Here is a 13350-nt window from a genome sequence, read left to right as displayed (position 1 = left end):
TCAAGCCCCGATCCGCCCGGATGACTCAAACTTCCGTCTACATCGCTACAACCGATGCCATGGGCTTACAGGTGCATCGCGTTTTTGGAAAAGCTCGCGAACAGATAATACCCGTTGAACCGGACCCCGGTCATGGCGGCCTGCCTGTCGAAGCCAAGCGGAAGCTCGCCCATGTCGAGGCGCCCACCGAACTGCCATTGCGGCCCGGTGACGAAGGCGGGCACCGAACGCTCTTCCGGAACCGCACAGACAAGGCCGTCCTGCTGCGTACTGCGGAACAGGTTGTAAGCGTACATGCCCTCCTCCATGGTCATCCTCGTTGCCATCACGAATCGCACTTTGCAGACAAACCGTGACGGGAGTGTGATATTGCGGCGCAGCAACAAAGGAAGGCACCGGATCCTGAAGCGGAACCGGGCAGCGCCTTTCACGAATCCAGGTGCCCGTCCCTGGCAGGGAGCCTTGAATGCCCATGCATATCATCGTAATCGGCAGGGAAGGGCAAGTCGCCCGTGCCATGGCGGAGCGCGCCTCCTCGCATCGGGCCGAGACCCTTCTGCTCGGACGGCCCGAGCTGGACCTCGCCGAACCATCGGCAATCGAGGACATTCTGCGGCGGGCAGGCGGCGACCTGATCGTGAATGCAGCGGCCTACACGGCTGTCGATCAGGCTGAAGCGGAACCGGGAGCGGCAGAGGCGGTCAACGCCATCGGCGCCGGCGCCCTCGCAGGCGCGGCCCGGTCGATGGGCATGCCGTTCATCCAGCTTTCGACGGATTATGTCTTCGACGGCACCCTTTCCCGCCCTTACAGGGAGGACGATGCCGTCCATCCCCTGGGGGCATATGGCCGCTCCAAGCTCCTCGGAGAGAAGGCTGTCGCCGCTGCGACCGACGATCACGTGATCCTGCGGACGGCCTGGATCTACAGCCCGTTCGGCAGGAATTTCGTCAGGACCATGCTTCGACTGGCGGCGGATCGGGACGAGATCGGCGTGGTCGCCGACCAGATCGGCTCTCCGACGAGCGCCCTCGATCTCGCCGACGGCATCTATGGAGTGGCCAGAAATCTTCTTGAGAATCCTCGGGAGAGCAAGCTGCGCGGCGTCTTCAACATGGCCGGAAGCGGCTTTGCGAGCTGGGCCGAATTCGCCACGGAGATCTTTGCCGTGTCGGCTCGCCTGGGCGGTCCGTTCGCCAGGGTCCGCCCCCTGTCGACAGCCGACTATCCCACGCCGGCGAAGCGGCCCGGCAACTCCCGTTTGGACTGCGCGACGCTCGAAGCGATTCACGGAATTCGCCTTCCCGTCTGGCGCGCCTCCCTGGAGCCCTGCCTCCTGCGGCTGATCGGCGAGGTCCCGGGCCGCTCATCACCGTGAGACGAAAGGCGGGATCATTCCTCTAAAAAAACATTTGTTCTTTTAAAAGAACGAACATAGCATCGGCTCATGGACACACGTCGTGACTCCGATTATCGGCTTGAGACCCGCCTCGTTCACGAAGGTCAGGAGCGGACCCCCTTCGGCGAGACATCCGAGGCGCTGTTCATCACGCAGGGCTTCATCTATGAAACCGCTGAGAGCGCCGAGCGCCGTTTCCTGAACGAGGAGCCGGGCTACAGCTACAGCCGCTACTCCAATCCAACCGTCGACATGTTCGAGCAGCGCATGGCCTCTCTGGAGGGAGCCGAAACCGCCCGCGCGACGGCAAGCGGCATGGCGGCGGTCACCGCCGCGATGGTGAGCCAGGTTCAGGCCGGAGACCACGTGGTGGCGGCACGGGGCCTCTTCGGCTCGTGCCGCTGGGTGGTCGAGGACTTCCTCCCCCGGTTCGGGGTCGCCTGCACCCTGGTCGACGGCCCCGACGTCGAGGCTTGGCGCAAGGCCGTCCGCCCGGACACGAAGGCCTTTCTCCTGGAAACGCCCTCCAATCCCAGCCTGCAGATCATCGACATCGCGGCCGTGGCCCGGATCGCCCATGAGGCGGGAGCGACGCTGACCGTCGACAACGTCTTCGCCACGCCGCTCTACCAGAAGCCCCTGGCGCTCGGTGCGGATTGCGTCGTCTATTCCGCCACCAAGCACATCGACGGCCAGGGCCGCTGCCTGGGGGGCGTCATTCTGGGCTCCACGGCGTTCATCGAGAGCAAGGTCCAGCAGTTTCTGCGCATGACCGGCCCGTCGATCTCACCGTTCAATGCATGGGTTCTTCTCAAGGGCCTGGAAACGCTGTCCTTAAGGGTGGAGCGTCAGACGGCCAACGCGGCCTTCCTGGCCGACGCCTTGCACGATCATTCCAAGCTGCAGGGCCTCACCTATCCGGGCCGCGCTGATCATCCCCAGGCCGAGTTGATCCGCCGCCAGATGAGCGGGGCCTCGACCATGATCGCGCTGGACGTGAGAGACGGGAAGGACGGCGCCTTCCGCTTCATGAACGGACTGCAGCTCATCCGTATTTCGAACAACCTCGGCGACGCAAAAAGCCTTGTCACTCACCCGGCCACCACGACCCACCAGCGGTTCGCGCCGGAACTGCGCGCCGAGATGGGGATCTCGGACGGCCTCGTGCGGCTCTCGGTGGGATTGGAGCATCGCGACGATCTGCTCTCGGATCTGCGGAACGCCCTCGACAACGTCTGACCGGTACAGTGCTTGTGCCTGTCGTCACGGTCGTAACGCCCCTGTGCGCGCTGCTCCTGCATCTTGGCCTTCGCCCATCGGGCGATCTCCACGCCTGAGACCGGCGTTCGCGAGCCCGAGAAGGATCACCTTTCGGAACATGGCCAGGCTCATCACGTTGGCCTCTCACCCGATCAGCAAGGAGGCTGCCATGAAGTGTCAGTTCTGCCACCAGGACGTCGACGATCCCTGCCACGATCCGCAACAGATGCAGCAGCGCGCGATGAACCACGTGGAGCGTTGCGAGCGCGCCCTGCAGAGCCGGCGGGGCATGAATACAGGCGCGCACCGTGATGTTCAGGACAAAGGATGAGCCATGACCCGAAGCGACGACCAATGCGATCGACGCGCAGCCTGAGGAGACGCCATGGCAGGAAAAGCCCGCATGAGACCGTCCTGGAAAAAGCAAAAGCGCCGCAAGGGTAAACCTTCAGGGGCGCGGGACGATCGGGTCGCGCAGCGCAGCTCACGCCCGTGAAATTCCTTGGCGAAGGCGGCCTGCTCCCGCAGGCCGCCTTCTTGTTGAATGCAAGGCCGTTTCCAGCCGAAATCAACGGCCAGGATATGAAATACCCTTACTTGAAACGGTTCGAACTTTCCATGTGATTTTACACACAGTCCGATTGATGGGATTGTGATCAGAACAACAACAACATGCAATTCAGCAGGGAACTTGTCAGGAGGACTATCATGACTGCATCGTCACTCAGCTTCAGGCTTGCCGTTCTTTTTGTCGTCGCCGGAATGGCCATGGGCATCGGAATGGCGGCGTCCCAAGACCACTCGATCATGCCGGCTCACGCGCATCTGAACCTCCTCGGTTGGGTGTCCTTGTTCTTGTTCGGAATTTATTATGAGCGCCGCCCGGCCTTGAATGCGAGCCGAACGGCAATGGTCCAGGTCGTGCTTTGGTCCGTCGGCACGGTTGTCCTCACGGTCGCCGTCGCCGCCATCCATCTCGGCTACACCGCCGCCGATCCGATTGCGGCGATCGCATCGCTCGTTATTCTGGCTGCGATGTTGATATTCGCCTATTTCGTCTTCCGCCCCGCTCCCGTTGTCGAGGCCGGTCCCACCATGCGGATGACTGCCGCCGAATAGCAGCCGCCCAAGGGCAATCATGAAAAAGGCCCCGCACGATGGCGGGGCCTGTTCTACGATGACTGCTCTGAAATCAAACGGCGATGCGCAATCCATATAAAATTCGAATTGGTGATATTGGAAAGTTCGATCCTGCGGCGAACGGATCATGCATTCCACGCAAGATCATGAAAGGAGCCGGGTCTCGTCTCATGTGAGGACCGCCTCCCATCGGCATCGGTTAAATCACGAAGAAATCGGCCGCCGTCAGGGCCATCTTGTTTTCAATGACGGCAAACCTGACCGCAGCCCCCTCGCCCGATCCGTCGGCGTCGTAGGAGAGCGCGCCGGTCTTGTTGTTATAGACAATGTAGTCGTTTGAATCCTTGGCCTTCTCACCGATCGTGACGACGCTCGACGACAAGGATCCGGTTTTGGTCAGTTTCCTGAAGATCGCGTTGTCGAGGCGGATCGAGTCGTCCTTCACGTTGAAGTCCGTGATGTAGTCGACATCCTTGCCGATGGCGGTATCGAACACGAATGCGTCCTCGTGGCTGCCGCCGGTCAGCACATCGCTTCCGGCCTTGCCCCACAGCACGTCACGGCCCGCGTTGCCCTTCAAAAGCTCGTTGCCCGAAGCGCCCTTCACGTAGTTGTTGCCGTTCGACCCTTCGATGGTCTTGGTCGTCGCAGGACGGCCCGGAGTCGGTGCGTCCGGGTTTGGCTTCGGCGTTGGCTCAGGAGCCGGCCCGGGCGTGGAGGGGGTGGACGGCGTCGTGACCTTGCCGTCGTGGTTGAACGAGAGCGCATAGAACGATGTCTGGCCGTAGCCTGAGCCGTTCGACTCGTTGGCGCCCAGATAGGCGCCTGCCTTGAAGTAGAAGCTGTCCGACTGCCACACCGCGTTGATGGTGGAGTGCGAGTGATAGACCTTTCCGTCGGCGTGAATGTCGACGTCGAGCACGCTGCCCTTTGCATGGATCGTGTACGAGAATTTCTCGTTCAGCGACACGTTCGGCGTGGTGCCGTCGTCGGCCTTGAACGTGAAGTCATGTTCCTTGCTGTCGGCACCCGACTGATCATTGGCGAAATACAACGTGTTGTCGTGCCAGTAGAGGCGGACGAGTTCGTCATCCTGACCGTGGATCTGGCCGATCACGACCTTCCTGCCCTCGCCATCGCGCATCGGTGCGGCATCGACCTCGAGAGTGGCGCTCATGAAGCCGCCGGTCTTGAGACTCCACTCCGCTTTCGCCGTGCCGTTCATCTCGCGCAGTTCGGAGCGTGCATAGGATGAACCGCTGGTCGTTGCGCCATCGACCGGAGCATAGAAGACCATCGCGCCGTCGGAACCCGTATGGAAATACTTGCCGTTCTGATAACCGCTCAGGTCGGAAACCTCCAATGCCTCGCCGGAGGTCTTTCCTGACGAGTCGACCGGTAGAGTGATCTTCCAATCGGACAGGCTGAAATTGCCGCTGGGCGCGACATCGGGATTCAAAGACATGAGTATTGCCCCACGCATTCCCTGAACTCCACTCCGGGAGCTTCTATTGAATTACGTATATTTTACTGTATCGAAAGCAAATTCTCTAAAATGTACAAACAATACAATGGTGAATGAAAATTCCATTACGTTATGTACAATTCTACTTTCCGCAATGGACGTTACTACTCAATAAAACACCGAAATCCTTTTCCATACAGAATGGGGCGAAATCGTGACCTTAATGAATTATTGTTAAGGTGCCGCCACTCCTGTCCGAGCCGTTGGTTCCATAACGGTCGACGAGCGCCAGTCGAAGGCGGAGGCCAGCAGGCCCAATGCCAAGACCGTGCCAGAACGATGCCATCCCGGATCCTCCGCCTCACGGCTCCCCGACCTGATCGTCGCCGGGCTGCTTCGGGGCCAGGGGCGTGAACAGGCAGCGGTCGGGCTTGAGGTCGATGAGCGGCGTGCCGTCGAGGCAATCGAGCCCACGCACCAGCAATGTCGCTCCCTCGATCCCCACCAGTTCGACGACCGAGGTTCCGATCGGGTTGGGCCTGACCGGGGATCGCAGCGAGAACACGCCACGCGTCGTGCCGTCGTTGCGGGGGCTCTGAAGGACGATGTCGCGCCGCGACCGGTCGAGCCAATAGAGCACCTCCAGACGCTTGTAGGCGTCGATCCCGGACAGTCCTGCCGCCCACGGCTCGAAGAGTTCGATCCGGCAGACCGGACCATCGAGGCGGCCTTGACGCGGGCATTCGAGCCGCAAGGTCCATGGCGTGCGGATCCGCCCGATGAACATCAGCTCGGCATCGGTGGATGTCGGCAGCTCGACTGCCACCTCCGATGCCCTGATCTCATTTTCCCTGACCATGGTCGCTCCGCTCACCTGTCAATGGCGATCATCACGTCGGAGGCCTTGATCACGGCATAGGCCTGCTCCCCGACCTGGAGTGCGAGTTCATCGACCGCCTCGTTGGCGATCGAGGCGGTCACGATGGTGCCATCCAAAAGCTCACCCAATTGGGCGTCACTCAAGGCTACGTGATAGAAGCGCCGGGAGAAGTCCCGGCTGATCTCGGCTGGAAGCTCTACCCGCCGCCCGGCCACCTCGGTGAGGCGACGCTTCTGCGCCCTGGCCCATGGACTGGCCAGAAACACAAGGATGACGAGAGCAGAACCAAGATGGAACATCATGGACGAATCTCGGGGATGGACGAGCGCCTGACATTGCCATGGTCATGCGCGCCGCGCTATAGCCAATGAAACATAACGCTCAGGGAGGTTGATATCATGCGGATTGCCCATCGTCTCGGATTGTCGCTCCTCGGTGCGGCGCTTCTTGGTCTGGGGCTTGGCCCCGCGCCGATCTGCGGTCCGGCGCAGGCGCAGGGCAAGGAACTCGTCATCTTCGCAGCCGCCAGCCTGAAGAATGCCCTCGATGAGGCGTCGGCCGGCTTCGTGACGCAGACCGGCAAGCCCGCCCCGAAGATCTCGTACGCCGCCAGCAACACCCTGGCCAAGCAGATCGAGGCCGGAGCCCCCGCCGATGCCTTCGTCTCGGCCGATCTCGACTGGATGGACTATCTCGCCCACAAAAACCTGATCCGGCCTGAGACCCGGGTGAATTTGCTCGGCAACAGGATCGTGCTCGTCGCGCCCAGGAACGAAGCCAAGCCGATCGCGATCGGACCGGGTCTTGATCTCGCGGCCGTGCTGGGCGCAGGCAGGCTCGCCATGGGCAACATCGATGCGGTGCCGGCGGGCAAGTACGGTAAGGCCGCGCTGGAGAAGCTCGGAGCGTGGGACGGCGTGAAGAACCGGGTCGCCCAGGCCGACAACGTGCGGGGCGCACTCCTGCTCGTGTCCCGCGGCGAGGCGCCGCTCGGCATCGTGTATCAGACCGACGCCGCGTCGGATCCCAATGTCACCGTCGTGGGCACCTTCCCGGAGGACAGCCACCCGCCGATCATCTACCCGGTCGCCGTGACGAAGGACTCGAGCAACCCCGATGCGGGGGGCTTCGTAGCCTATCTTCGCTCATCCGGGGCCAGGCCCGCCTTCGAGAAGCAGGGCTTCACCATCCTGAACAAGCCCGCTCCCAATTCGTGAGACAGAGCCGTCAGGCCTGAACCGCGATCAGCTCGGACAGGCGCGCGACATCCTCGGCCACGGCCCGATCGGTGGCTTCCTGCATGCGGCGGTAGCGGGCGAGAACCTCGATCCCGAGCGGCGTCAGGCTGGCGCCGCCGCCCGCCTTGCCTCCCGCGGACGAGATCACGAGCGGCTGGCGGAAATAGTGGTTGAGGGTGTCGACGAGCGTCCAGGCCCGCTTGTAGCTCATCCCCATGCGCCGGCCGGCCGCGGCGATCGAGCCGGTTTCCTGGATGCCCTGGAGCAGATCGGCCTTGCCGGGGCCGAGCATGGTCTCCGCATCGAAGTAAATCCGCAGCCTGGCCTGGGGATATGCCGTCACCCTTCTCTCCCGCCCTGAGCACACTCTGAAGGTGACTTACCCGCATTGTTCGGACAGGAGCAAGCGGATGGACCGGAACTCCTCCATCGAGGTCCGCTGACGGGACAGGCGCCGCTCGCAGATCAGGGCGGAATAGTCCCTCCCGCTATCGGAGGATGCGGCGGGCCCTCGGGAGGCAGCGCAATGCCGCTCGGCTGCCGATTCGCCTGCAGGAAGGGCTCGCCACCCGGAATGGAGCGTCAGCCGCGCCGCGCCGCTTCGATCGCGGCAACGTCGATCTTCATCATGCCCATCATCGCCTCGAACGCGCGTTTGGCTTCATCGCCGCCAGCCGCCAGCGCCTCCGTCAGAACGCGTGGCGTGATCTGCCAGGAGATGCCCCACTTGTCCTTGCACCAGCCGCACGCACTTTCCTGACCGCCGTTGCCCACGATGGCATCCCAGTAACGGTCGGTCTCGGCCTGATCGTCGGTGGCGATCTGGAACGAGAAGGCCTCGCTATGCCTGAACGTCGGGCCCCCGTTGAGGCCGAGACAGGCAACGCCTGCAACCGTGAACTCAACGGTCAGAACGTCACCCTCCTTGCCGGACGGGTAGTCACCGGGCGCACGGTGCACGGCATGCACCGCACTGTCGGGAAAGATCTCCGCGTAGAAGCGGGCGGCAGTCTCGGCATCCTTGTCGTACCAGAGGCAGATCGTGTTCTTGACCATCGCGAGTTCCTTTCGCCGTAGAGCCGGCACTCCGGCCATTCTCGGCCCAAGCTCTTCCGAAATCGTTAGCAATCCGCCTTTCTCCCTTGCGAGGAGAGCCATCCCGATCACGCGCGGTCAGGCGAAGGCCGAGCCGAACCACAGGACCAGGAACGTCAGGAGAACGGCAACGGCTCCCCACTCCGCAGGGGTCAGGCTGAGGGAGGATGCAGAGGATCGTGTGCTCTTGCTCATCGTGATGCCGGCCTGTCAGAAACTCCGCCATGTCCCGATGAGGGTGCGAGGCGGATTCGCGCTCATGATCATCGATAAGCGTTCATATGCCGTCCGGCTGTGCCGGAGAACACACGCAAAATATCATGAGTGCGGAATTCCAGCGTCGGTCGCGAAACGTTCTATCGCTTACCCTGCCAGATTAAGCGGCAATCCCTGTGAGATGCAGGGTGAGCTCATCTGGCTGCCGTGCGCGACGAACGGTCGTGAGATGCCTCAGGGTCGCGCTAGCAGAGAGTTTTATCTTAAAAGACCAGAGCGCGGGATCATACTGCCTTCATTGGGAGCCAGAGGGTCGGCTTCGGGTCAACCCGAGATGTTCCGGAGGATCGGGCAATGTCCGATACTCTCTCCTTATCGGATTTTGCAGGTCGGCGCAGAAACTGCGGTCGTTCTAGATCACCTCAGCCCAGCCGAGCCACGGCCGCAATAAGATCGAACTCGGTGATCTCATCTCTCCTGGCTTGGGCCGTCCGCCGCGCCGCCTCGTTCATCACCCACTCGACATCGCTCATAGGGCGTCCAGCCAACTTCGCGGCGATGTTGGGCAGGTTCGGCATGTCTGCATGGGACCTGTCTGCCAGCATATGCTTCATGGCCAGCTGAACCTCGTCCGCGCCTGGATAGCCGATCTCAATCGAATGATCGATGCGGCCGCGCCGAAGAATGGCGGGATCGAGCGCATCGCGGCGGTTCGTGGTGGCAATGACGAGGATCCCGTTCTGGGACGCCTTCTCAACCAGCTTCAAGAACTCGGTGATCTCCTCGATCTTGTGGTCATGGCTCATAGGTCCACGGACGGCGGCCACGGCGTCGATCTCCTCCAGCACCATGAGTGCGGGTGAAGCGGCCTTGGCCTCGTCGAAAACCTTGCGGAGTGCGACACTCGTCTGGTGGATAAAGGGGCTTCCAACGGCACCCAGGTTGATCTCGAAGACAGACCACCCAAGCGCGCGCCTGAGCTTATCGACGGTGTGGCTCTTCCCGGATCCAGGCGGCCCGTAGAGAAGGATGCCGTTCGGCATCCTTACGCCGAGAGCCTCGTAGCGCTCCGGATCGGAACTCGGCTCAATGACGTACTCGTTGAAAAACCTCTCCAGCTCAGGCCGGCCGGGGAGAGAGAATGATATAGGCACCTTCGAGGGACGGACCCTTTCTTCCGACATCGCCTGGATGCCTTCACCATCAAAGGCTGCCAGGAAACGTTCGATCTCCCGATCGGAGACCCTGCCGTTGAATGAGCGGATCTCTTCCTTCGACAGGGTGGTCAGAGCAACGCCTCCGGTCAGGAGGGCCACCGCCATTTCCCGGCAACCTCCCCTGCCGTTGCGGCTCAGCGTGGAGAGTAGCGCACGACCAGGGAGGATGAGTGCAGACGAGAGATCAGCGTCCGGCTCGCGCTCCAGGAGATCCACCGTGGCGGAGGCGATCTCCTCGATCTCGTCCGGATCGTTGACTGGCCCCCGCTTCACCCGTTCCCGCAGCGTCACCACCTCTTCACCCAAGGCGATCGATGCAATGAGGAAGGTCTCTCCGCCGTACTCGAACTCCCGGAAGAACTGGCGGACATGCGCCGGCTGCCTGGCCAGGTCAGCCCCTGCTGGGCTGTCCGGTCTAAGTACAAGGGCAGTGCGGGCATCCTTCCGGCTCGCCAGCACCTGATAGCCTGATCCCTCCCGGATGAGACGCCCCACCTCCAGGGCGTCAGGGAGCACGCAGCCGATAGGGAACCACGGGAAGGAATGCATCTGCCTCACCACCGCATCAGGCTGGCCAGGGTGGAGGTCTGTGCTGCCGCTCCGACCCGGAACATGTTGTCGTGCATCCGCGACATGGCGCGACGCACACCGTCGATGTCCGCTTGGCTGATAGCCTCCTCTCCTTTCCGGACAAGCCTGTCGTGCAGATCCTTGTCTATGGCGAAGTGCCTGTCGCCAGCCATGTCCCGGAAGATCGAGACGATGAACTCGGGGCGCTTGTACAGGTCCGCCCGAGCCAGAGCCACGGCCTCGCGGAGCGAGGCCTGGGCGTCCCTGATGGCTTCCGGGGTGCCTCGCGCGACGGCATCCTGCGCATGCGCGAAGAGACGATCCGCCTGGGAATTGAGCTTGGGATCGGCATCGGGCCTGACTGCGGTGTCATAGGCGCCACGGAAGCTCCTGATCTCGGCAGCAAGGCTGTGCCCGAGATGCTCCGGTCGCGTCTTGATCCGGGCGATCTCCTGCCGGATCAGACGCCCCTCCTCCGCCACGGAGCGACGGGTATCGGCGTCCCATGCCGACTCGAGGTTGGCGCGCTGTCGGTCGATGTGCGTGGCGATCTCGGCGGCCTCGGCCTGCACTCTCGACCCGAGAGCCTCCCGAAGGTTTTCCAAGTCAGCCTCGGCGTCGTCAAGAACGGCGGAGGCCAACCTCGTGCCCTCTTCGCCGTCGAAGTTCCGGTGACCGGCTGTGGCGACGTAGAACTTGCCGACGTTGAACTCCCGGCTGATCGCCGGCAGCGACAGGGTGCAGTTCAGAAGGCCATTGTCGTCCATCGACCACTGGCAGATCACCTCGTCTCCGCGCCTGACCACCTCACCTCGCTCGAGATCCTCGGAGTCGATCCGGAAAGCACCGATGTTCAAGTTGAGGTCCGGATCGCGTACGCCTTCCTCCTGCTGGTACAACTCGAAATCGAGATGAGTGCCGTCGCCGGCACGCATGTCTCTTGCGGACCGGAACTTCTGCGTTCCACTTTCTGGAAGGAGGGTTCCCTTTTTCACAAGGTCGCAGAGCGCGTTGTACTCGGCTCCGGGAGCGCCATCGACGATCTTGACCGAGACTGTCTGGGTCGCGGGGATACCCGCGGCGCTGGCATCGGTCCGTGTCACCGTGAACTGGATGCTGGCCTCGGGAACCGGCGAGCCGTTCGGGTCGAAGACAGTGATCCGGAACCGGTTGTCGCCGCGGCTCGGCACCGGAACGTCGTTGACCGAGGTGTTCCCCTCGACCGCGACCTGGCCCGACGTCCAACCCTCCGCATTGTCGATCTGGGCGCGGTAGCCGTTGCCGACCGATGCTCCCGGCCTGATCCTGATCCTGATCCGGCTGTCGGACGTGCGGGCTGGGTAGTCGAAGCGGATATCGACGGGACCTTCCGCCCGGGCAGAGCCACGGGTGGACTTCGCGCTCGAAGCTGTTCCGCTCCAATCGCGGCTCTCGGCATAGATGGCGGCGCCCTTGGCCACAGCCGTCATCGGATCCGTATCCAGGTCCGCAGCAATCCCGAGTTGCTCCGGCACGCGCGAACGGACGATCGGCATGCGGCTGGGCCCACCGATGAACACGATCCGGTCGACGTCGCCGGGCTGGTACCCATTGTCGGCCAGGAGCTTGCGGCACAGGGCGATCGAGCGGTCGATCTCGTCCACGATCAGCTGCTCGAGGTGCCCACGGGTGAGTTCGGCGTCGAGGTAGATATCCTCCCCGCTGCGATCCCGGGCCCCGATCTGGTTCTCGTCCGCAAACACGCGGGCGGTTTCCTGGACCGATAGTTCGATCTTGGCCCGCTCGGAGTAGAACTGGGCGACCCGAAGCATGCGGTTGTAGGTGGAATCCGTCTGGAAGTTCTCCGGCAGGTCGAACTTCTCCAGGAGCCATGGGCGAACGACCGAGTTCACGATCACCCGGTCGAAATCGCGTCCGCCCAGCATGTTGATGCCGGCGTGCGCCACCACGTTCACCGTGCCGCCGACGCTCTGGACGATCGCAACGTCGAACGTGCCGCCACCGAGGTCGTAGACGAGGAACTGCCCGTTCTTGTTGGAGGCCTCCGCGATCGAGGCCATGGCCGCCGCGACGGGCTCCTGGAGGAGCCCGACCTTGTCGAGGCCTGCCGCTGCAGCGGCCCGCATCGTGGCCTCGGACTGCATCTGGTTGAAGGCCGCCGGAATGGTGATGATCGCGCCCTCTACCGGAAATTCGCCGGCCGCCATCCTGGCCTGCGCGAGGAGAGCCTTGACCACCTCCGCGCTGGCCTCCTCGGGGCTCATGGTCCTGTTCGGGCCCGGGAAGTGGACCGTGCTGCTCGTCCCCATGAGGCGCTTGAAACCCTGGGCGACGTTCTCCGGCGAGAATGCAGTCTGCTCGTAGGCCTTCCTGCCAACGTGCACGTTTCCGCGTCGATCGATGAGGATCGCGCTGGGAAGAACGTCTGCCCCCTCGACGGTCTTGAACAGCCGGAGGGTGCCCTTGTCGTTGCCGAAGATGGCCGAGTTCGAGGTGCCGAGATCAATCCCGAGATGCATTCGCTTCGCTCCTGGCGAGAAAAACCTTGCCCGTGACCACGGGGACCATGTCGGACACCACCGCGGGTTCGAGTGTTCGTTCGATGACGAGACCTTCCTCGTCGGAGAAATCGTCCGCATTCACGGCCGAGACTGGAAGGTTGACCTCGAATGTGCGGCCGTCGAACCCGAGGACGGACATCCCGCGCTCGGCGAGGATTGCGTCCAACCTGCCAGCCGCATATCGGGCCTGGGCCTGGAGGCGAGCCTTCGCCGCGTCGGGCACGTTTTCAGCGGCACGCTCCAGTGTGCGGAGCACCTTCCAGAATTCCGCCGCCAGGGCGGCTATGGTCTTAACATCGTCCATCGAAC

At 62.7% G+C, this 13350-nt stretch carries 13 protein-coding genes and 1 pseudogene; 5 read left to right on the top strand and 9 right to left on the bottom strand.

Going from position 1 to position 13350, the window contains the following annotated elements; translation table 11 throughout:
* Positions 1 to 65: 65 nt before the first annotated feature.
* Positions 66 to 296, bottom strand: a complete 231-nt coding sequence (locus tag RE429_RS23985; RefSeq protein ID WP_414475844.1) for a hypothetical protein — start codon at positions 294 to 296, stop codon at positions 66 to 68.
* Positions 297 to 472: 176 nt separating this feature from the next.
* Here RE429_RS23985 and rfbD point away from each other — a divergent pair, with 176 nt between their 5' ends.
* The 4 genes from rfbD (at position 473) to RE429_RS23965 (ending at position 3778) form a co-directional block, all read left to right on the top strand.
* Positions 473 to 1378, top strand: coding sequence for a dTDP-4-dehydrorhamnose reductase (gene rfbD, locus RE429_RS23980; RefSeq protein ID WP_414475843.1), 906 nt, complete (start codon positions 473 to 475; stop codon positions 1376 to 1378).
* Between the two features lie 69 nt (positions 1379 to 1447).
* Complete coding sequence (locus RE429_RS23975; RefSeq protein WP_414475841.1) at positions 1448 to 2638, top strand: O-succinylhomoserine sulfhydrylase; 1191 nt, start codon at positions 1448 to 1450, stop codon at positions 2636 to 2638.
* 190 nt (positions 2639 to 2828) lie between these two features.
* Positions 2829 to 2990, top strand: coding sequence for a hypothetical protein (locus RE429_RS23970; RefSeq protein WP_414475840.1), 162 nt, complete (start codon positions 2829 to 2831; stop codon positions 2988 to 2990).
* A gap of 377 nt (positions 2991 to 3367) precedes the next feature.
* Complete coding sequence (locus tag RE429_RS23965; protein WP_414475839.1) at positions 3368 to 3778, top strand: hypothetical protein; 411 nt, start codon at positions 3368 to 3370, stop codon at positions 3776 to 3778.
* 220 nt (positions 3779 to 3998) lie between these two features.
* Here RE429_RS23965 and RE429_RS23960 read toward each other — a convergent pair whose 3' ends face one another.
* The 3 genes and pseudogenes from RE429_RS23960 to RE429_RS23950 form a co-directional block, all read right to left on the bottom strand.
* On the bottom strand, positions 3999 to 5264 hold the full coding sequence (locus tag RE429_RS23960) for a polysaccharide lyase family 7 protein (protein WP_414475838.1): 1266 nt from the start codon (positions 5262 to 5264) through the stop codon (positions 3999 to 4001).
* A 361-nt stretch (positions 5265 to 5625) separates the two neighbouring features.
* Entirely contained in the window at positions 5626 to 6123 is a 498-nt protein-coding gene (tsaA, locus tag RE429_RS23955; protein ID WP_414475837.1) for a tRNA (N6-threonylcarbamoyladenosine(37)-N6)-methyltransferase TrmO, read from the bottom strand.
* Positions 6124 to 6134: 11 nt separating this feature from the next.
* Positions 6135 to 6257: pseudogene (locus RE429_RS23950) on the bottom strand (TOBE domain-containing protein); the annotation flags it as partial.
* A gap of 285 nt (positions 6258 to 6542) precedes the next feature.
* On the opposite strand from RE429_RS23950, the gene modA reads away from it, so the two are divergent.
* Positions 6543 to 7361: a molybdate ABC transporter substrate-binding protein gene (modA, locus tag RE429_RS23945; protein WP_414475835.1), complete on the top strand. Its 819-nt coding sequence runs from the start codon at positions 6543 to 6545 to the stop codon at positions 7359 to 7361.
* A 10-nt stretch (positions 7362 to 7371) separates the two neighbouring features.
* On the opposite strand, the gene RE429_RS23940 is transcribed toward modA, so the two are convergent.
* The 5 genes from RE429_RS23940 to RE429_RS23920 form a co-directional block, all read right to left on the bottom strand.
* A complete protein-coding gene (locus RE429_RS23940; RefSeq protein ID WP_414475834.1) occupies positions 7372 to 7725 on the bottom strand; it encodes a winged helix-turn-helix domain-containing protein in 354 nt (117 codons plus the stop codon).
* 239 nt (positions 7726 to 7964) lie between these two features.
* Positions 7965 to 8438: a VOC family protein gene (locus RE429_RS23935; RefSeq protein ID WP_414475833.1), complete on the bottom strand. Its 474-nt coding sequence runs from the start codon at positions 8436 to 8438 to the stop codon at positions 7965 to 7967.
* Positions 8439 to 9115: 677 nt separating this feature from the next.
* Positions 9116 to 10459 carry an ATP-binding protein gene (locus RE429_RS23930; protein ID WP_414475832.1) on the bottom strand — a complete coding sequence of 448 codons (1344 nt, stop codon included), beginning with the start codon at positions 10457 to 10459 and terminating at the stop codon, positions 9116 to 9118.
* Between the two features lie 5 nt (positions 10460 to 10464).
* Entirely contained in the window at positions 10465 to 12999 is a 2535-nt protein-coding gene (locus tag RE429_RS23925) for an Hsp70 family protein (protein WP_414475831.1), read from the bottom strand.
* Complete coding sequence (locus RE429_RS23920; RefSeq protein WP_414475830.1) at positions 12983 to 13345, bottom strand: hypothetical protein; 363 nt, start codon at positions 13343 to 13345, stop codon at positions 12983 to 12985. Before RE429_RS23920 ends, RE429_RS23925 begins: the two co-directional genes overlap by 17 nt.
* Positions 13346 to 13350 lie beyond the last annotated feature (5 nt).

This window comes from Microvirga sp. M2, from assembly GCF_047497095.1.
Taxonomy (GTDB): domain Bacteria; phylum Pseudomonadota; class Alphaproteobacteria; order Rhizobiales; family Beijerinckiaceae; genus Microvirga.
Note: the sequence above shows the minus strand (reverse complement) of the source record. Positions and strands in the feature narration are given on the sequence as shown.